We start from the raw sequence: 19,843 nt of genomic DNA, 5'->3' as shown, positions 1-19,843 counted from the left end.
AAATACAGGCACAACGAACTTCCATGCCCGACAAGCCCATGACAGACACCGCCCGACTACAAACCCTTCACCCTGCGCGCAGCAAGCTGTTGGCCCTGCTGCCGGGCAAGCCGAGTGCACTCCAGCGCATGCTGCGACAGCCCACCTTGCGCACGACAGCCGTGTTCGCGCTTTCCGGCCTGGCGTTTGCCGTCGGCAACCTGCTGCTGGCGCGCACCATGCCGGTAGAGGCTTACGGCCAGCTGGCCCTGGCTATCGCATTGTTCAACGTTTTCGGCCTGCTGGCGCCCATCGGCGTGGATCAGGCCATGCTCAGGCACTCCATTGACCCCGGCCCCCGCCTGCTGGCATTTCTCAGCGCATCCGGCATTGTTCTCGGCATTGCCGTAGGCGCCGGCTATAGCGTGTTCAGCGGCTTGCATGTCATGGACGGCGGCGCGCTGGCACTTGTAATTGCCGCCGGAGGCGTGATCGCGGCGCTGGTCTCGCTTGCCCGGTCGCGTCATCGCGAAGCCTCGGCGTTGCTGCTCGCCACGGCTGCCAGCTGGATATTGCTGGCGATCGGCATCGCTTCGATGGCGGTTCCGATGACAAGCCCATTGCTGCCGCTTACCTTGTTTGCCGTGGGCAATCTGCTGGCCGCAGCGATAGGCTGGATCGTATTGGGAAAAGCGCATCGCATCGCGCCGGCTGACCGCACCGCCATTCCGTGGGGCGAGGCCTCCTCGCTACTCGGGATTGCTGCCATCGGTACGGTCACCCTGCAATTCGAAAGGCTGGTGATTCCACCGACCATCGGCATCGGCGCGTTGGCCTTGTTCAGCGTACTGGCCTCGGTGGCGATATTCCCGTTCCGGCTGCTGACGGCAAGTGCCGGGTTTGCGCTGGTACCCAAACTGCGCGCCGCCGCCAGCCGCCAAAAGAAGATACGGCTGGTCAAGCGCGAACTGCTATCCACTTGCCTGCTTTTGGCCGGCGCCACCATCGGCATCGTTCTGCTTGCACCGGTTGCCACCCCGTTTTTCACCGGAGGACGTTATGAAATCGGCCTGGGCCTGACGGTGGCGGCCTGCTTCAACGGTTACAGCAAGGTCATGCAGTCCTTTCCCCGCGCGCTTATCACCGCCTGCGGCACAGACCGGGACATCGCGCGACTCAATCGGCTGGGCTGGATCGGCCTTGCCATCAGCATTGCCGGTGCTTTCATCGGCGCGCGCTGGGGATTGATCGGCCTGCTGTATGGCGTGACGCTGGGCAGCATGGTCGGCACCGTGCCGGCGATTCTGTTGGCCAGGAGGAAACTGCAATGAGTACGAATCCGCAATTCGATACACCCGCGCCTACAGACGAGCTGGCTGAGTTGCGCAACCGGCTGATGGAGACGGACCTGACTGCGCTCGGCAGTGCCGATTACCGGACTTTTCATCGCCAGCTGAAAGCCATCGAGATCGGATCCGAGTTGCGTATTGCCTATCTCGGCAACATCACGCTCGATTTCCTGCCGCCGTTTGTTGCCGTGCACGGTGCGCGCGAGGGCTGGCTGGCAAAGGCGCACATCGGACATTTTGGACAATATTTCCAGGAACTGCACAGCCAGGAATTCGCGGATTTCCGGCCGGAAATCGTGGTGCTCGTGCTTTCGCTCAGGCTGCTGCGGCCGGATGCAACGGCGCAAATGACAACACTATCGCCGGAAGAGCGCCAGGTCTTGCGGGACGACGTGCTGGGCGAAGTGGAATCGTGGGTCAAGCAAGCGCTTGCCGCCACGCCAGCCATCTTGCTGGTCGGAAATTTTCCATTGCCCGCTACACCGGCGCTCGGCGTCGCAGATAGCGCAGAGACTTATGGCGAGATGGAATTCCATCTGGAATTGAATCTCGGACTGATGCGCCGGATGCGGGCCTGCAGCCGCGTGCAGATTCTGGACGTCAACCGCGTCGCCGCGCGCATCGGCTACCGCCAGGCGTTCGACACGCGTCTGCTTCATCTGTCCAGGATGGAATGGACGGAAGCGCTGATGGCGGGCCTCGGCCAGGAAATCGTGCGCCACGGAATTGCCGCGAAAGGATCCGCCAGAAAATGCCTGGCGCTGGATCTCGATAACACGCTATGGGGCGGCATCGTCGGCGAGGATGGCGCACTGGGCATTCGGATCGGCCACGGCGATGCCGAAAGCGAAGCATTTCTGGCTTTCCAGCAACGGATCCGCACATTGAAGGATCGGGGCATTCTGCTTGCGCTGTGCAGCAAGAATAATCCGGCCGACGTCGAAGAGGCCTTCCGGCTACGCACGGAAATGCCGCTCAAGCCGGACGATTTCTCGGCTCGCGCCATCGGCTGGAATCCCAAGCACCAAGGCCTGGCGCAGATCGCCGCCGACCTCAACATCGGCATCGATGCAATCGCATTCATCGACGACAACCCGGCGGAGATCGCGCTTATCCGGCAAAAACTGCCAATGGTGGAATGCCTGCTGCTACCGCCCGATCCGGCAGCGTTTGTTGCTGCACTGGATAATCTGACCTGTTTCGAGAAAGCAGTCGTACTGGCCGACGATGCCGGCAAGGCCCGGCAATATCGGCAGGAGGCCGAGCGCATGCGCTTTTCTGCCGGGCATGACAGCATGGATGACTATCTGGCGCAATTGCAGATGGAGGTGGAAATCGGCCCGGTCGAAGCTGGGCACTTGCCGCGCGTGCATCAGATGTTTGCCAAGACCAACCAGTTCAATGTGACCACCCGACGCTACACGCTGGGCGAACTGGAAGCGATGCTGGAATCGCCCGATCATCGTCTCGGCATGGCCGCACTGCGCGATCGCTTCGGCGACCTTGGCATCATTGCCGCCTTCATCCTCATCGAAAATGGCGCCAGGCTGCACATCGACAGCCTGCTGATGAGTTGCCGCGCCATGGGCCGGGGCGTGGAAACGGCCATCATGAATTTCATCAAGCAGCAGTTCGGCACACAGGCGCATCTATCCATCCTGAGCGCCGAATTCATTCCAACGGAAAAGAACAAACCGGCGGCGGGTTACTTTGCCGATCAAGGCTTCCGGCCATCCGCCCATTACCCCGGCCTGCCCTACGTGCTGCACAAAAAGGATTTAGTCATCAAACCCTGTGACTGGATAAAAACAAAAGGAGCATCATTATGGAAATGACAGAAAAAATACGGCTTATCGTCAGCGACGTGCTGGAGGTCGATGCGAACAGGATAGATGCAGAATCGCATCAGGCCGATATCGCGGAATGGGATTCGCTGGCCCAGCTTCGGCTGGTAACGGCTCTGGAAGAGGAGTTCGGCGTCAAGCCGACCATGCGCGAAATCGCCGAACTCACTTCCATTCCGGCCATCACGCGCTACCTCAATATATCAGGCACGCATTAAGGTGAGCCGCCATGAAAATCAGTACCGGCATACGTCGTTTCTTCGTTCCGCACTCGCTGATCACGCTGTATTACCTGTTAGGCTGTCGGGCATTCATCAGCCCGCGTGCCGAAGTCGAGATCAGTCCGCTACTCCGGATCGGCAGTAAAAGTACCGTGAGTTCGTTTGCCAAGATCAAGGCCAGCGAAGGTCCGGTCAGCATCGGCGCGCGCACCGACATCGGCGTCGGCTGCTTCATCGGCGGCCACCGGCCCGGCATCGAGATCGGGGATGACTGTCTCATCAGCCCCAACGTTTCCATCATCGGTGTGAACTATCGCTACGAACGGCTGGATATGACGTTTCGCGAACAGGGGACGGAATCAAAAGGCCCCATCCGGATCGGCAACAACGTCTGGATCGGCGTCGGATCGGTCATTCTGGACAATGCCGAAATCGGCGATGGCGTGATCGTCACGCCCAACTCGGTCGTCTCGGGCTGCATCCCGGCCAACGCCATCGTTCAGGGCAATCCCGCAAAAACCGTGTTTATCCGGCGCTGACGCGATTAAGAGCCCAACAGGCTCTAAACTGCGGCGGATGCCAGCAAAGCGCGCACGCGCGCCAGATCTTCCTCGGTATCGACGCCCGTGGCCGGGGCATGCGCCGTTACCGCGACGCTGATGCGATAGCCGTGCCACATTGCGCGCAACTGCTCCAGCGACTCCAGTTGCTCGACCGGAGAAACGGCCAGTTGGGCATAGGCGTGCAAAAAGCTGGCCTTGTAAGCGTAGATGCCGATGTGCCGGTAAGCGTGCATCGCAGCTGGCAGCGCACCTTCCCGGCGCCCATCGGAAAATGCGTCGCGCGCATAGGGAATCGGGGCGCGGCTGAAATACATCGCATAGCCGGCCTGGTCCATGACGACCTTGACCACATTGGGATTGAACATGGATTCGCGGTCGTGGATGGGATGGCAAGCCGTCGCGATGGCTGCCTCCGGATGCTCCGCGAGGTTGCGCGCCACTTCCCGGATCAGCACCGGGTCGATCAGGGGTTCGTCGCCCTGTACATTGACCACGATGGTGTTATCGGCCCAACTCAGAATGCCGGCCACTTCCGCAATGCGATCCGTACCGGAAACATGATCCTCGCGCGTCATGACCGCGCGATAGCCCTGTGCGGTGACGGCGTCCAGGATGGCGACATGGTCGGTTGCCACCACGACTTCCTCCGCGCCGCTGGCGAGCGCCTGCTCCGCCACCCGGACCACCATCGGCTTGCCAGCGATATCGAGCAAAGGTTTGCCGGGCAAGCGGGTGCTCGCATGGCGTGCGGGAATCACAACCTTGAAACTCAAGATCAGACCTCTTCTTCCGCCGGCATCGCCCGCGCCTCGTCCTCAAGCATCACGGGAATGCCGTCCTTGATGGGATAAGCCAGGCGGCATGGCTTGCAGATCAGCTCACCCACAGTCTTTTTGTAAACCAGAGGCCCTTTGCAGACGGGGCAAACCAGGATTTCAAGTAATTTTGCATCCATATCATTTCCTCAATTTTTTCAATACGCGTTCGACAAGCGCACGATCCAGCTTTGCATCAACCGCCAGATACCACCAGTCCGGCCGGGCGAAGGCGCGGCATTTGACCGCGTCTTTTTCGGTCATCAGTATCGCGTCCGCGGCGCCGGTTGGCAAATCCTCAGGCGTGTAGGCGTGATGATCCGGGAATGGCTTTTCCGCGAACTGAAGTCCCATGGTTTTCAATTGCGCGAAAAAACGGCCGGGATTGCCGATTCCGGCAATCGCCAACAAGCGCTTCCCGGTAAATTCCGAGGCTGACGCGGACATCATGGCATCCTTGAGATTGCGAAACCCCGCGGGCTGCAATTGCATTTCAATGACCCCCTCGTCCGATGCCATGCCGTTGCTGACTACCGCATCGACGCTGGCAAGTCGCCGAGCTGGCTCGCGCAAAGGGCCCGCCGGAAGCAAGCGGCCGTTTCCAAAATGACGTTGCCCGTCGATCACGACAATTTCCGCATCGCGCGTCAGGCGATAATGCTGCAAGCCATCGTCGCTGATGATCAGGTCGCATGCGGGATGTGCATTCAGCAACGCCATGCCGGTCGCCGCACGGTCTCGTCCGACCCAGACGGGGGCGATGGTACGTCCGGCGATCATGACGGGTTCATCCCCGGCGATTGCTGGATCGGAGTTGTCCGTCACCGCCATGGGAAGATCGTTCTTTCCGCCATACCCACGACTGATGATGCCGGGCTTATAACCTGCTTGCGCAAGTTGCTCGGCCAGCCAGATGACAAGAGGCGTCTTGCCCGTACCGCCGACAGTGATATTGCCGACGACGATCACGGGAACAGGCAAACGTATGGTTTTGAAAATGCCCAGCCGGTACGCAAGCCGGCGCAGCGAGGAAAGCAGCAGGAACAGCCACGACAGCGGCATCAGCACGAATTGCCAGACGCCTGATTTGTACCACTGTCGCTGCAGCCACTCGGACATGGCGGCCGGCCTAGTGGAACTGCTTGCGATAAAGCTTGGTGTAGTGCCCGTTCGCAGCCAGCAGTTCGTCGTGCGTGCCGCTCTCGACGATCTCTCCCTGCTCCATCACCAGAATACGGTCAGCGTTCTCGATGGTGGAAAGCCGGTGCGCAATCACAATGGAAGTGCGATTGCGCATGAGTCCGTCCAGCGCCTGCTGAACATGTTGTTCGGATTCGGTATCGAGCGCCGAAGTCGCTTCGTCCAACAGCAGGATAGGCGCATTCTTGAGGATCGCGCGCGCGATCGCCAGGCGCTGACGCTGACCGCCGGACAGTCGCACGCCACGATCGCCGATTTCGCTATAAAGTCCGTTAGGCAGATTCTGGATGAATTCCCAAGCGTAAGCGGCCTTGGCGGCTTCAATCACCTGCTCTTCGGGCGTATTCCGCAAATCGCCATAAGCGATATTGTTGAATACCGTATCGTTGAACAGGATCACGTCCTGGCTCACCAGTGCGAACTGCTGGCGCAGGTTTTTCAACGTCAAGGAGCGCACGTCGATGCCATCCAGCAGGATGCTGCCTTCATGTGCTTCATAAAAGCGAGGCAGCAAGTTGACCAGCGTGCTCTTGCCGCCACCGGAACGTCCTACAAGTGCGATTTTCTCGCCGGTATTCACGGTAACGTTAAGATTATTGATGGCGTTACGTTTCGCGTTTTCATAACGCAGGCTCACATGGCGAAACTCGATCTCGCCCTTGGCGCGGCCGATTTCCCGGGTTCCCTCGTCCAGCTCACCGTGCGAATCCATCAAGGTGAACATGCTATGCGCGGCCGCGATACCCATCTGCAAATCTTCGTTCATGCTGGTCAGGCTCTTGATCGGCGCGATCAGCATCAGCAGCGCGCCGAGAAAAGCGGCAAACTCACCGGCGGTAAAGCGTCCGGTTGCATAAAAAACCACGAGGCCCAGCGCGATCGCGGCTAATAACTCGATGACGAAGCTGTTCAGCAACCCTCGGCGAATGAACTTCAAGTGCATGGATCGATTATGGGCAACCGCCTGCGCGAACCGTCGCCACTCGTAATTTTCACCGCCGAAGATCTTGACCATGCGCTGCCCGGAAATCGCTTCTTCGGACACCTTCGTGATTTCACCCATCGTTTCCTGAACCTGCTTGCCCGCAGAACGAATCTTCGGCGTCATTTTTTTCAGATAGACCGCCATGAACGGAATCGTAATGGCGAATATCAGCGTGAGGCGCCAGTCCAGATAGAGCATGTACCCAATCATGCCGATGATGGTCAGGGTATCGCGTACCGCACTGATGATGACATTGGTCGATGCCTTGGCGACCCCTTCCGTATCGTAGGTCAGTTTGGAAGTGATGACGCCGGCGGAATTCGCATCGTAATAAGAGATAGGCAATGCCATTAGGCTCTTGAACGCATCCAGCCGCAGATTTTCCACGACACGTCGCGCGACCCAGCGCATGGAAAGCGTCGAGATAAAGCCCGCAATCGCACGAATGGCAAGCATGCCGAACAGAATCAGAGGCAGCCAGGTCAGATTGCTTTGATCCTTGTTGACGAATCCCTCGTCCGTGACCTGCTTGATGGCGGCTAGAAAGCCGGTATTGGTGGCCGAAAGCACCACCAATGCGAGAACACTGACACCGAACACCGTCTTGTAGCGCCATGCATATTTGAAAAGGCGCTTATAAATCGCGGTGGCATTGGCGGAAATGGGGGGTATCGCCTTTTTAGGCGTGGATTTCGACATGCTGTCCCTGTAGGAGATGAAAGGCCAAAATCCGGTCAGGAACCGGATTTGACCTGCGTGGCGAAAGTAATGTGGGTGTAGCCTGCCTGGCGCGAAGCTTCCATCACGTTCACCACGGACTGATGTGTACTTGTCGCATCGGCATTGATGACGATGGTCGGCTCCTTGCCCGTGCCTGCCGCCTTGCGTAGCGCCACGGCAATGGCCTCAACGGAACGATCGGCCAGCTCGACATCGTTAACGGTATAGCGTCCGGCGGCATCGACGCCCACGGAAATCATGGCCGGTTTTTCTTCCGGTGTCGCGGCTTCAGCCGTGGGCAGGTTGATCTGCAACTCGTTGATACGCGAGAAGGTGGCACTCACCACCAGAAAAATGATGATGACGAGCAGCACGTCGATCAACGGAACCAGATTCATCTCCAGTTCCTCGTGCTTTCTGCCGCGCTGAAAATTCATTTACTTGCGCTCGCCCTGGATGATTTCAACCAGCTTGATCGCTTCCTGCTCCATTTCGACGATCAGGGCGTCTACCTTGGCGCGAAAATGGCGATAGAAAATCATGCTAGGAACCGCGACGATGATCCCCATCGCCGTGTTGTAGAGCGCCACGGAAATACCGCGGGCAAATTGCGCCACGTCGTGGCCGGTCGCGGTGAAGGCGCCGAACAGTTCCACCATGCCGATGACGGTGCCGAGCAGGCCGAGCAGCGGGCTCACCGCAGCAATCGTGCCCAGGGTGGTCAGGTAGCGATCCAGGTTGTGCGTCACTGCGCGACCGGATTCCTCGATGGATTCCTTCATGACTTCGCGCGAATTGCCTATATTGCAGATCGCCGCGGCGAAGATGGCGCCGAGCGGCGAATGCTGCTCAAGCCGTGTGCAGGTCTCCTTGGTCACACCGCCCTGCTTCAGCCATTGCTGCACTTCCGGCAATAGCGTCTTGGGGGCGATGATGTCGGAACGCAGTACCCAGAAACGCTCGGCGATGATGGCCAATGAAACGATCGAGGCGAAAATCAGCGGCCAAATCGGCCAGCCGGCCGCCTGAATGATACTCCACACGATGGCATTCCCTGTTCTTGAAAATTCGCGCTACTTTATCCTGCGCCACTGTTTTCAGCAAGCCCGGCACCTTGCTCGTGCCAGTATCGCGGCGCTTTCCGGCGCCATGCTCCAGCGGTCATGCCTCCGCGGTCGAAGTCGATCAGGATGGCGCCATCGCGGTCGCTGCGGTAGATCGTGCTGCCGATTTCGCGATAGCGTTCGAGCACTTCCTTCTTGGGATGCCCAAAGCGATTGCGGTAACCTGCCGTCATGACCGCGACTTGCGGATCGACCTGCTGCACGAATTCAGGCGTGGAAGAAGTCTTGCTCCCATGGTGCGGCACTATCAGCACATCGGCCTCGAGCGAGCGGCCAGCACGTTCAAGCAACTCCAGCTCGGTCATTCTTTCGATATCCCCTGCAATCAGCAGGCTTCCATGCATGCTGACGATCTTGAGCACGCAGCTGCGGTCGTTATCCCTGAGCTTGTCGATGCTGTAACTCTGCTGCAGTGGATGCAGCATTTCGAATCGCACGCCATCCCAAGTCCAGGACTGACCGGCAAAGCAAGGGACATCGCGCCCGGCCATGCCTTGGAGCGGATGCCCCGCCGGCAGTGGCGACGCCAGCCAGCCCACAGGCAAACCTTTCATCACCGAAGCTGCACCTCCGGTGTGATCGCTGTCGTCATGCGAGAGCACGATGCCATCCAGACGACCAATTCCTTGGCCGCGCAGATATGGAATCACAATGCGATTGCCGCTGTCTGCATCCTTCGAATACCCGGGGCCGGCATCGTACAAAAGCGTATGGTTCGCCGTCTGAAGCACCACGGACAAGCCTTGTCCGACATCCAGCACAGCCGCATGCAACGCTCCCGATGGCGGCGTTGCCGGCAACAGCAGGAACATCGGTGCCAGCCCGACCCCACCCAGCCAGCGCATGGGGAAACCGCGCGGCAGCAGCATCCATGAAATACCGACGATGCCGGCAATAACTGCCCACGCCGGCGGAGCATGTTGCTGCCAGACCGCCACAGGAAGCTCGGCGCCCATTTGCAGCAGGCGCATGCACCAGCCCATGATGGCATGCGCCGCCAGTAACAGCGTATCTACGGGAATAACCGCGCCCAGCAAGGCAAGCGGCGTTACCACCAGGCTGATCAACGGAATGGCAAAGGCATTCGCCACGGGTGAAATCATGGAAACCTGCTGGAACAAGGCCAGCAGCAAGGGTGTCAGCCCCAGCGTAATCACCCACTGCGCCCGTACGGATTCCTTTAACCAACCCGGCCTGGCGAGTCGATGACTTCCGGCATAAGCCAGCAAGGCTACCGCACCGAAAGACAGCCAGAATCCCGGCGCCAGTACCGCCCACGGATCGAGTATCACCACAACCAGCAAGGCCCAGCACAGCACCAGCGACATGGAAACCGCGCGTCCGGACCATAAAGCGGCTGCCAAGACTGCCAGCATGTAGAACGTCCGTTGTGTCGGCACGGCAAAACCGGCCAGCAGTGCGTAAACCCCTGCCATTACCACCCCAGCCACCGCTGCAGCCTTGCGTGCCGGCAATCGCAGCGCCAGCCGCTCTATGCGTCGCCACAAGGCGAACACCAGCGCAAACCCCAGGCTCGCCACCATCGTGACGTGCAATCCTGAAATCGACATCAAATGCACCGTGCCCGTCCGCCGAAAGGTTTCCCAATCGTCGTCATTGATCGCATCGTCGTCGCCGATGGCCAGCGCAAGCAACACTCCGGCATACGGTGCATCGCCGAGCACAGACTGGAAGCGCTCGCGCACAGCCTCGCGGACACGCTCGATCATATAGGACGGCCGATAAATCAACGGCGCCAATCTGGCATTGTCAGAGCTGGTCCGCAGATAGCCGGTGGCGCGGATGTTGCGCTCCAGCGCCCATTCCTCGAAATCGAAACCGTGGGGATTATAGGTGCCGTGAGGGCGTTTCAACCTGACGGTAAGCTGCCAGCGTTCGCCCGGACGGAACTCGCTTTGGGCATTTGCAGGTGCAGTCTCGCGATAGCCCGCAAAATAACGGGCGATGGAGATTCGCTGCGGCACTGTCGCATTCTCCGTTACAACGCGTTCCACATCGAATAGAAAACGCTCGCCGCGCTCCTGCAATTGCGGCAGGGAGGCCACCACGCCCACGACCTGAACATCCCTGCTTTCCCATTCCGACGGCAAGGCATCGGCTAATCGCAGATGTGCCACGCCGCTTGCCCACAAAAAGCCGGCAAGCAGGGAAACCAAAACGATGAATATACGGAAAAGCGCCGCATGCCGACGCAACAGGAAAGGCAAGCCGATCAGTACGAATGCCGCGAACCAGGCCGGCGACGGCAGCGTGGCCTGCTGTTGCAACAGCCACACTCCGAACACGAACGCGAGTATGGCGCTACGCATTCGCTGTCCGCCGGATCAGTCGAGCAGCAGATGGCCGTCTTCCAGCCGCAGAACACGCCCCAGCCGGTTGGCGAGCTCCATATCGTGCGTGACGACGACCAAACTGGTGCCGAGGTCACGATTCAGGTCCAGCATCAGGTCGAATACGCTGTGGGCGGTGTGGCGATCCAGATTGCCGGTCGGTTCGTCCGCCAGCACACATTGAGGATTGGTCACCAATGCGCGCGCCACCGCCGCCCGCTGACGCTCCCCGCCCGAAAGCTCGCCCGGCATATGCTGCATGCGCTTGCCCAGTCCGACTTTCCCGAGTATCGCCTCCGCCTGTTCCAGCGCTTCAGGGCGTGCCATCCGGCGTATCATCAGCGGCATCGCGACGTTTTCCAGCGCGGTGAATTCCGGCAGCAAATGGTGAAACTGATAAATGAAACCAAGCGAGCGATTGCGCAATTCGCCACGCTTCGACTCGCTGAGGCGAGCCAGGGGATTGCCGAGAATATCGACTTCGCCTTGCGACGGCGCATCCAGCCCGCCCAGCAAATGCAGCAAGGTGCTCTTGCCCGAGCCAGAAGCGCCGACGATGGCAACCTGTTCCCCTTGCGCGATGGAAAGGTCGATGCCGTTCAATACGGCAACCTCAAGCCCGGTATAGGTCTTGTGCAAATCGCGGCAGGCGACTACCGCAGTATTATTCATAGCGCAACGCCTCCGCCGGATTGGTTTTTGCCGCGCGCCAGCTCGGGTACAGCGTCGCCAGCAGGCTCAGCACCAGCGACATCGAAGTAATCATGGTGACGTCGCTCCATTGCAGTTCGGAAGGCAAATCGCTGATGTAGTACACGTCCTTGGCGAGGAACTGGATGCCAAACACATGCTCGATGAAGGGCACAACGGTTTCGATATTCAGCGCCAGCAGCACCCCGCCGATCACCCCCATCAAAGTACCGATTACGCCAATCAGCGCGCCCTGCACGATAAAAATGCGCATGATGCTGGGCTGACTCGCCCCCAGCGTGCGCAGGATGGCGATATCGGCGCGCTTGTCCGTCACCGCCATCACCAGCGTCGAAACGATATTGAATGCCGCCACCGCAACAATAAGAGTAAGAATCACGAACATCACGCGCTTTTCCATCTGCACCGCGCGGAAGAAATTGGCATGCTGTTCCGTCCAGTCGCTGATGTAATACGCTCCTTGCGATTCGAGCTTCAGCCCAAGATCGCGCGCAACCTGCGGCGCACGGTAAAGATCGTCGAGTTTGAGACGCAGGCCGGAAACCTTGTCGCCCATGCGGTACAGCGTCGCGGCATCCTGCAAGTGAATCAGCGCCAGCGCGGAATCGTATTCATACATGCCCACCTGAAAAATGCCCACCACGCGAAACTGCTTCAGGCGCGGCACCATGCCGGTTGGCGTGAACTGCCCTTGCGGCGCCATCACGACCACCTTGTCGCCGACGCCCACCCCGAGCGCCAGCGCCAGGTCGGCGCCTAGCACAATGCCGAAACCACCCGGCTTCAAGGCATCGAAACGGCCCGCGCGAATATGCTGGCCGATTTCGGCGACCTTGTCTTCCTGCTCCGGCAACACGCCGCGCACGATGGTGCCCTGCACTGCCTGCCCGAACGACAGCATGCCTTGCGCCATGATGTAGGGCGCACTGGCCTGCACCTCCGGCTGGCCGCGCACGAATTCCGCCACGCTCGGCCAATCGCTCAAAGCATTGTTCGCCCCGCTGATCTGCAAATGCGAGGCCACGCCCAGTATCCGCGAGCGCAGTTCGTGCTGGAAACCGTTCATCACCGACAGTACGACAATCAGCGCCGCGACGCCAAGCGCGATGCCGACCATACTGGTCATCGAAATAAACGAAATGAAATGATTGCGGCGCTTGGCGCGGGTATAGCGCAAGCCGATGAAGAGTTCGAAAGGCAAAGACATGGGAAGGAATTCTAGCAGGGTTGGCAACTCAATCTGCTAAAATCGCGCCTATGTTTACCGGAATCATACAGGCCGTGGGCCAAATAGAGCGCATCGCAACCGCGGGTGAGGATGCGCGCCTGGATATCGCCGTGGGCGATCTCGACATGAGCGACGTCGCGCTGGGCGACAGCATCGCGGTCAATGGGGTCTGCCTGACGGTGGTGAAATTCGACAACAACAGCTTTGAGGTACACGTCTCCAGGGAAACCCTGTCGTGCACGGTCGGGCTGGACACGAAAAAGCCGGTCAACCTGGAAAAGGCCATGCGCCTTGCCGACCGGCTCGGCGGCCATCTGGTGAGCGGGCATGTGGATGGCGTGGGGCAGGTGGTCAAGTTCGACCGGCTCGGCGACTGCATGCTGCTCGCGGTGCGCGCTCCGCATGCGATCTCGCGCTATATCGCGGCCAAGGGCTCGATTGCCGTCGATGGCGTCAGCCTGACGGTGAACAGTATCGAAGGCGATACTTTCAGCATCAACCTGATCCCTCATACTCTCGAAGTCACGACGCTTAATCAACTCGGCGTCGGCAGCCGTGTGAATCTCGAAATCGACCTGATTGCGCGCTACGTCGAGCGCATGGCGCAATGGAATACTGAGCCTGAGCTCGCATGATCAGCCCCATTCAGGAAATCATCGATGAGATTCGCAACGGCCGCATGGTCGTGCTGGTCGATGAGGAAGACCGCGAGAACGAAGGCGATCTGGTGCTGGCGGCGCAATTCGTGACGCCTGAGCACATCAACTTCATGGCGAAGCACGGCCGCGGACTGATTTGCCTGACATTGACCGAAGAACGCTGCCATCAGCTCAACCTGCCGCTGATGGTGCGCGAAAACGCTTCCGGCCTGGGCACCAATTTCACGATTTCCATCGAAGCCGCCACCGGAGTAACAACGGGCATCTCTGCCGCCGACCGCGCGCGCACCATCCAGGCGGCAGTGGCAAAGAACGCCGGGCCGGAGGATATCGTCAGCCCGGGACATATCTTCCCGCTGATGGCGCAGAATGGCGGCGTCCTCTCCCGCGCCGGCCATACCGAAGCCGGCTGCGACCTGGCTGCGCTGGCCGGTCTGGCTCCAACCGGGGTCATCTGCGAAATTCTCAAGGACGACGGCAGCATGGCCCGACTGCCGGACTTGATCGAGTTCGCGCAGGAACATAATCTCAAGATCGGCACCATCGCCGACTTGATCCACTACCGCAGCCAGAACGAGCGCCTGATCGAGCGCGCAGCAGAGCGGATGGTGCAGACGCCCTACGGCGCCATGCGTTTGATCGCCTACGCCGACAAAACTGCAAACGAAACGCATCTGGCGCTGGTCAAAGGTGAACCGGATACCGAAAAAGAAGTGCTGGTGCGGGTGCATGAGCCGCTTTCTATGCTCGACCTGCTCGATAACAGCAGCCGCAGCCACTCCTGGAATCTGCTTGATGCAATGCAGACGATTCAGCAGGCGGAATGCGGCGTGATGATCCTGTTGCGGCGCAACGAGAATGGCCGGCAACTCGTGGAGCGCATCCAGCAGGCGGATGAGCCGGTTCGATTCCGTCAGGATCTGCGCGATTACGGCATTGGATCGCAGATTTTGCTCGATCTCGGCGTCAGAAAAATGAAATTGTTGGCCATGCCGCGCAAAATGCCGAGCATGACCGGCTTTGAACTCGAAATCGTGGGCTATCTGGAACCCAAGTAAACATGATTGTGCGATAATCGGATCGTGGAAAACGTCAACCTTACCGGACACTTCCTCATCGCCATGCCCGCCATGGCCGATCCCTATTTTGCCAAATCGGTCACGTATGTCTGCGAACACAACGACCAGGGCGCAATGGGCATTGTCATCAACCGCCCCATCGACATGAATCTCAACGACCTGTTCCAGCAGATCAATCTCGAAGCACAGAGCGAACAACTCGGCCAGGAAACCGTGTATTTCGGCGGGCCGGTACACATCGATCGGGGTTTCGTGCTGCATCAACCTGTCGGACACTGGCAATCTTCGCTGGTGGTCAACGGCGATACCGCACTCACGACCTCCAAGGACATCCTGGAAGCCTGCGCAAGCGGCATCGGCCCGGAAAAAATGCTGGTCACGCTGGGTTACGCCGGCTGGGCGGCGGGCCAGCTGGAACAGGAAATTGCACAAAATGCCTGGTTGACCGTTCCTGCGGAAAACACGGTAATCTTCGACTTGCCCAGCGACCAGAGGCTGAATGCCGCAATGAACCTGCTCGGTCTCGACTTTGCCCGTCTTTCCGAAGACGCAGGGCACGCCTGATGCACGTGGCCGCACAAGCCGCTCACCCGACCCCACCCACTCAGGCAATCGGCACCATCCTCGCTTTCGATTTCGGCGAAAAACGCATTGGTGTAGCCGTGGGCGACACCCTGATGCGCATCGCACATCCTCTGCAAACCATTTCCGCCGAAAGCAACGACGTACGCTTCGCCGTGATCGGCAGTCTGATTGCAGAATGGCAGCCTGCGCAACTGGTGGTCGGCCTGCCGATGCATCTGGACGGAACCGAGCACGAGCTGACCCTGCTCTGCAAAAAATTCGCACGCCGGCTGGAAGGCCGCTTTCGCCTGCCGGTAGCCATGGTCGACGAACGCCTGAGTTCGGCTGAAGCCAGCCAGACGCTGAAACAGGCCGGCATCGGCGGCCGCAGGCAGAAACCCATGCTGGATCAGGTCGCGGCTCAACTTATTCTGCAACAATATCTGGATCACGATGCAACTGCCTGACGCCGAACCCTTGCTGGCAATGCTGGCGGAAAAAATCCGGCCGTTACTCGGCGGCCATGTCGCGCTGGTCGGCATCCATAGCGGAGGCGCCTGGATTGCCGAGCGTCTCCATGTGATGCTGAATGGCGAAGTGCCACACGGCACGCTCGATATCTCCTTCTACCGCGACGATTTCGAACAGCGCGGCCTGCATCCGCAGGTCAAACCTTCCCATATTCCTTTCGACGTCGAAGGTTGCCACATCATACTGATCGATGACGTGCTCTACACCGGCCGCACCATACGCGGCGCGATGAACGAGCTGTTCGATTACGGCCGCCCGGCCAAGATCACGCTGGCAGTACTGGTGGATCGCGGTGGACGCGAAATGCCGGTCGAAGCGCAAATCGTCGGCACCCATCTTGAACTGGCGCCGCAGCAAAGCCTGGAATTGCTGCGCGACGACGCAGGAAAATTCTCCTTCAAGCTGCACGAGAATGGCTAGGGCGTGTTCACATTAATTTCACGCCTGCGTTGTCAAGCCAACGCGATGGATGCAAGACGCGGAGCGCGGCGAATAGCCTCCCCATTCGCAAGCTTCGCAACGCCGCAGACGCGCGTTAGCTTGGCAACCCTTCGGGACGGGGGCGGTTTGGGCGCCCTCCTTTGTCGCAAGCCGCTTGAAGTGGCTTACAATTCTACGCGCCTTGCTTCGCGGATGGCATCCCAAACCGCCCTCGTCGCAGACGCGAAATTAATATGAACACGCCCTAACCATGCCCCAAAACCCGCAACTCAATAAAAACGGCGAGCTGCAGCACCTGTTGTCCATTGAAGGATTGTCCAAGGATATCTTGCGTCACATCCTGGATACCGCCGAATCCTTTACCGGCGTTTCCGAACGCGAGGTCAAGAAGGTCCCGCTGCTGCGCGGCAAGACGGTGTGCAATATCTTCTTCGAGAACAGCACGCGCACCCGCACGACGTTCGAAATTGCCGCCAAGCGATTATCCGCTGACGTGGTCAGCCTCAACGTCAACAGTTCGTCGCAATCCAAGGGGGAAACGATCCTCGATACGGTGGATAACCTGACGGCGATGCATGCCGACATGTTCGTGGTGCGCCACTCGCAATCCGGCGCGGCACACTTCATCGCCCGCCACGTGGCACCGCACATCCATGTGATCAACGCCGGCGACGGTCGCCATGCGCATCCCACGCAAGGTTTGCTGGACGTGTTCACCATCCGTCGCTACAAGCCGGACATGCATAACCTGCGCATCGCCATCGTCGGCGATCTCTTGCACTCTCGCGTGGCGCGTTCCGAAATTCATGCGCTGACGACGCTGGGCGTGCCTGAGGTCCGTGTAATTGCGCCCAAGACGCTGCTGCCGGAATGCGTGGATCGCATGGGGGTGCAGGTCTATCACGACATGCGCGAAGGATTGAAAGGCGTGGATGTGGTCATGATGCTGCGACTGCAAAACGAGCGCATGAGCGGAGCGCTGCTCTCCTCGGCGCAGGAGTACTTCAAATGCTATGGCCTGACCCAGGAAAAGCTGGCGCTGGCAAAACCCGACGCCATCGTGATGCATCCCGGGCCGATGAACCGCGGCGTCGAGATCGACTCCGCGGTCGCCGACGGCACACAATCCGTGATCCTGCCCCAAGTCACCTACGGCATTGCAGTACGCATGGCCGTGATGAGCATACTCGCCGGAAATACCGAATGAAAATCCATATCAAGAACGGTCGCCTGATCGACCCCAAAAACAATATCGATGCGATACAGGATCTGTTCATCGCTGCGGGCAGGGTAGTCGCCATCGGCAATCCGCCTGCCGATTTCCATGCCAACCAGACGCTGGATGCCAGCGGGCAGATCGTCTGCCCCGGCCTGGTCGACCTTTCCGCACGCTTGCGCGAACCGGGCTTCGAATACAAGGCCACGCTCGAAAGCGAACTGCGCGCGGCCGCGGCTGGCGGCATCACCAGCCTGGCCTGCCCGCCGGATACCGACCCGGTGCTGGACGAGCCGGGATTGGTGGAAATGCTCAAGCATCGCGCCAAGCTGCTCAATCTGGCGCACGTCTATCCGCTGGGTGCATTGACGCGCCAACTGGAAGGCAAGAACCTGACCGAAATGTGCGAGCTGACCGAAGCCGGATGCGTCGGATTTTCGCATGTCACGGCACCGCTGATCGATACGCAGGTAATGCGCCGGGCAATGCAGTACGCGAGCACCTTCGGTTTTACCGTCTGGTTGCACCCCGAAGACTCTTACCTTGCACGCAACGGCGTGGCGCATGATGGCGAAGTCGCCGCCCGGCTGGGCCTGACCGGCATTCCAGCCAGTGCCGAAACCATTGCGCTGGCAACGATCCTGGCACTGGCACAGGAAACCGGCGCGCGCGTTCATTTGTGCCGGATTTCCTCGCGCGACGGCCTGGAAATGCTGCGCAAGGCAAGACAGCAAGGCTTGCCGGTGAGTTGCGACATCGCAGCCAATCACCTGCACCTCACCGAACACGATATCGGCTTCTTCGATCCGCAATGCCACCTTAAACCGCCGCTACGCTCGCAGCGCGACCGAGACGCCTTGCGCCAAGGCTTGGCCGACGGCACGATCAATGCCATTTGTTCCGACCACACACCGGTGGATGACGATGCCAAGCTGGCGCCTTTCGCCGAAAGCGAACCGGGAGCAACCGGGCTGGAATTGCTGCTGCCGCTGACGCTTAAGTGGGCACAGGAAAGCGGCACGCCGCTGGTCGCCGCGCTGGCGCGCATCACCAGCGAACCCGCCGCACTGCTCGGCATCGATGCCGGACACCTCGGCGAGGGCGCATGCGCAGACGTTTGCGTGTTCGATGCGGAGGAATATTGGAAAGTGGATCGCCAGTCGCTACTGAGCCAAGGCAAAAATACGCCGTTCCTGGGACTGGAACTGGCCGGCAAGGTGCGCGCAACCATCGTCGCCGGGCATTTGGTGCATCAGGCCTGACACTCCGGGAAACAGGCGCCTGCTAGACCAGACTTCCTGGATGATCCAGCGGCGCCAGCCCTTGCTCGAGACCCAATAGCCCGAGCAGCTTGCGCGCATCGAAGGGCGCCTTCACTTTGATATCGTTATCAAAGTAACAGTAAATATCACGCGATTTCCTTTTTGGCGGATTGCGCTCAATGATCAGATGCGCATCCTTCGGCTGCTGCCCCCTGCTCCATGCAGTGATCCTGGCTGCCCAGTTTTTCAAAGCCTTATCCGTATATCCGCTCGCATATAACTCCTCCGCGCCATGCAGTCTCAAATACACGAAATCGGCGGTCACATCCTCGCGATACGGCCATTTTCCTGCCGTATCGGCAATTACAAGCGCGATCTTGTAATGCCGCAGCAAGTCGACAAACGTCTTGTCGACAAAGCTTTCGTTACGGATTTCAACGGCATGCCGCAAAGGTCGTTTTCTGTCGGTTTCAAGATAGGTGCGCTCCGCAGCACCTGCATGGTTTCGCCGTGAAAAAGCTGCCGCAGCCTCGGTATCGTGCGGCAGAAGCCTGAGAAAATTTTCGAAATTTTCCGGATTGAACCTGAAACTCGGCGGAAATTGCCAGAGGATGGGCCCCAGCTTTTCCTTCAGGTGAAATAGCCCGGATGCGAAGAAATTGGCGACGGCCGTTTCGACCTTATTGAGCCGCAGGATGTGCGTTACATACCGGTTCGCCTTGACGCTGAACACGAAATCCTCGGGCGTTTCGTCGTACCAGTGCATATAGCTCTCTGGCCGTTGCAGGCCATAAAACGAACCGTTGATTTCGATGGTAGGCAGCGCGCGGGAAGCGAATTCCAATTCGCGTTTTTGCGTCAAACCGGGCGGATAGAAGACCTTGCGCCACGGAGGGTAGCGCCAGCCTGAAATGCCAATGCGGATATTGCCGGACATGAGCGGAACTCCTGATGGTAAGCAGGATGGGGGCGCAGACTTGGCACTCGCACCTCCATCCGGT

General features: G+C 59.4%; 21 protein-coding genes. 11 read left to right on the top strand and 10 right to left on the bottom strand.

The window, feature by feature from the left end:
• Positions 1-23: 23 nt before the first annotated feature.
• From A7976_RS14990 to A7976_RS14290, 4 genes are read left to right on the top strand one after another with little or no spacing between them, the layout of a single operon-like run.
• Positions 24-1,310: a lipopolysaccharide biosynthesis protein gene (locus tag A7976_RS14990; RefSeq protein ID WP_088178444.1), complete on the top strand. Its 1,287-nt coding sequence runs from the start codon at positions 24-26 to the stop codon at positions 1,308-1,310.
• Positions 1,307-3,163, top strand: coding sequence for an HAD family hydrolase (locus tag A7976_RS14300; RefSeq protein ID WP_082878176.1), 1,857 nt, complete (start codon positions 1,307-1,309; stop codon positions 3,161-3,163). The genes A7976_RS14990 and A7976_RS14300 overlap by 4 nt, the downstream gene beginning before the upstream one ends.
• The gene (locus tag A7976_RS14295) at positions 3,154-3,390 is read left to right on the top strand and encodes an acyl carrier protein (RefSeq protein ID WP_067113476.1); all 237 of its coding nucleotides are present in this window, start codon (positions 3,154-3,156) and stop codon (positions 3,388-3,390) included. The genes A7976_RS14300 and A7976_RS14295 overlap by 10 nt, the downstream gene beginning before the upstream one ends.
• Before the next feature lie 11 nt (positions 3,391-3,401).
• Positions 3,402-3,932: a DapH/DapD/GlmU-related protein gene (locus A7976_RS14290; RefSeq protein ID WP_067113474.1), complete on the top strand. Its 531-nt coding sequence runs from the start codon at positions 3,402-3,404 to the stop codon at positions 3,930-3,932.
• Between the two features lie 23 nt (positions 3,933-3,955).
• On the opposite strand, the gene kdsB is transcribed toward A7976_RS14290, so the two are convergent.
• From kdsB to A7976_RS14245, 9 genes are read right to left on the bottom strand one after another with little or no spacing between them, the layout of a single operon-like run.
• Positions 3,956-4,729, bottom strand: coding sequence for a 3-deoxy-manno-octulosonate cytidylyltransferase (gene kdsB, locus A7976_RS14285; RefSeq protein WP_067113473.1), 774 nt, complete (start codon positions 4,727-4,729; stop codon positions 3,956-3,958).
• 2 nt (positions 4,730-4,731) lie between these two features.
• Positions 4,732-4,911: a Trm112 family protein gene (locus A7976_RS14280; RefSeq protein ID WP_067113471.1), complete on the bottom strand. Its 180-nt coding sequence runs from the start codon at positions 4,909-4,911 to the stop codon at positions 4,732-4,734.
• A 1-nt stretch (position 4,912) separates the two neighbouring features.
• Positions 4,913-5,890: a tetraacyldisaccharide 4'-kinase gene (lpxK, locus tag A7976_RS14275; RefSeq protein ID WP_067113468.1), complete on the bottom strand. Its 978-nt coding sequence runs from the start codon at positions 5,888-5,890 to the stop codon at positions 4,913-4,915.
• A 10-nt stretch (positions 5,891-5,900) separates the two neighbouring features.
• Entirely contained in the window at positions 5,901-7,655 is a 1,755-nt protein-coding gene (gene msbA / locus A7976_RS14270) for a lipid A export permease/ATP-binding protein MsbA (RefSeq protein WP_067113465.1), read from the bottom strand.
• 35 nt (positions 7,656-7,690) lie between these two features.
• Positions 7,691-8,113 (bottom strand): biopolymer transporter ExbD, encoded by a 423-nt coding sequence (locus tag A7976_RS14265; protein WP_067113463.1) that lies wholly within the window; start codon positions 8,111-8,113, stop codon positions 7,691-7,693.
• The gene (locus A7976_RS14260; RefSeq protein ID WP_067113462.1) at positions 8,114-8,719 is read right to left on the bottom strand and encodes a MotA/TolQ/ExbB proton channel family protein; all 606 of its coding nucleotides are present in this window, start codon (positions 8,717-8,719) and stop codon (positions 8,114-8,116) included.
• Between the two features lie 35 nt (positions 8,720-8,754).
• A complete protein-coding gene (locus A7976_RS14255) occupies positions 8,755-11,130 on the bottom strand; it encodes a DNA internalization-related competence protein ComEC/Rec2 (protein WP_067113460.1) in 2,376 nt (791 codons plus the stop codon).
• 15 nt (positions 11,131-11,145) lie between these two features.
• Positions 11,146-11,823, bottom strand: coding sequence for a lipoprotein-releasing ABC transporter ATP-binding protein LolD (gene lolD / locus A7976_RS14250; protein WP_067113458.1), 678 nt, complete (start codon positions 11,821-11,823; stop codon positions 11,146-11,148).
• The gene (locus tag A7976_RS14245; protein WP_067113455.1) at positions 11,816-13,069 is read right to left on the bottom strand and encodes a lipoprotein-releasing ABC transporter permease subunit; all 1,254 of its coding nucleotides are present in this window, start codon (positions 13,067-13,069) and stop codon (positions 11,816-11,818) included. Before A7976_RS14245 ends, lolD begins: the two co-directional genes overlap by 8 nt.
• Positions 13,070-13,119: 50 nt before the next feature.
• Here A7976_RS14245 and A7976_RS14240 point away from each other — a divergent pair, with 50 nt between their 5' ends.
• From A7976_RS14240 to A7976_RS14210, 7 genes are all read left to right on the top strand, one after another.
• Positions 13,120-13,725 (top strand): riboflavin synthase, encoded by a 606-nt coding sequence (locus A7976_RS14240; RefSeq protein ID WP_067113452.1) that lies wholly within the window; start codon positions 13,120-13,122, stop codon positions 13,723-13,725.
• Positions 13,722-14,807, top strand: a complete 1,086-nt coding sequence (ribBA, locus tag A7976_RS14235) for a bifunctional 3,4-dihydroxy-2-butanone-4-phosphate synthase/GTP cyclohydrolase II (RefSeq protein WP_067113444.1) — start codon at positions 13,722-13,724, stop codon at positions 14,805-14,807. Before A7976_RS14240 ends, ribBA begins: the two co-directional genes overlap by 4 nt.
• Before the next feature lie 24 nt (positions 14,808-14,831).
• Complete coding sequence (locus tag A7976_RS14230; RefSeq protein ID WP_067113498.1) at positions 14,832-15,392, top strand: YqgE/AlgH family protein; 561 nt, start codon at positions 14,832-14,834, stop codon at positions 15,390-15,392.
• Positions 15,392-15,859: a Holliday junction resolvase RuvX gene (gene ruvX, locus A7976_RS14225; protein ID WP_067113442.1), complete on the top strand. Its 468-nt coding sequence runs from the start codon at positions 15,392-15,394 to the stop codon at positions 15,857-15,859. Before A7976_RS14230 ends, ruvX begins: the two co-directional genes overlap by 1 nt.
• Positions 15,846-16,343: a bifunctional pyr operon transcriptional regulator/uracil phosphoribosyltransferase PyrR gene (pyrR, locus tag A7976_RS14220; RefSeq protein WP_067113439.1), complete on the top strand. Its 498-nt coding sequence runs from the start codon at positions 15,846-15,848 to the stop codon at positions 16,341-16,343. Before ruvX ends, pyrR begins: the two co-directional genes overlap by 14 nt.
• Before the next feature lie 271 nt (positions 16,344-16,614).
• Entirely contained in the window at positions 16,615-17,571 is a 957-nt protein-coding gene (locus A7976_RS14215; RefSeq protein WP_067113437.1) for an aspartate carbamoyltransferase catalytic subunit, read from the top strand.
• On the top strand, positions 17,568-18,842 hold the full coding sequence (locus A7976_RS14210; protein ID WP_067113435.1) for a dihydroorotase: 1,275 nt from the start codon (positions 17,568-17,570) through the stop codon (positions 18,840-18,842). The genes A7976_RS14215 and A7976_RS14210 overlap by 4 nt, the downstream gene beginning before the upstream one ends.
• A 22-nt stretch (positions 18,843-18,864) precedes the next feature.
• Here the strand turns inward: A7976_RS14210 and A7976_RS14205 are convergent, their stop codons facing one another.
• The gene (locus tag A7976_RS14205) at positions 18,865-19,779 is read right to left on the bottom strand and encodes a DUF72 domain-containing protein (protein WP_067113432.1); all 915 of its coding nucleotides are present in this window, start codon (positions 19,777-19,779) and stop codon (positions 18,865-18,867) included.
• Positions 19,780-19,843: the final 64 nt, after the last annotated feature.

The sequence above is a fragment of the Methylobacillus sp. MM3 genome, assembly GCF_001645185.1.
GTDB lineage: Bacteria > Pseudomonadota > Gammaproteobacteria > Burkholderiales > Methylophilaceae > MM2.
The sequence above is the reverse complement of the archived record's forward strand: the minus strand, read 5'-3'. Positions and strand labels throughout refer to the sequence as shown.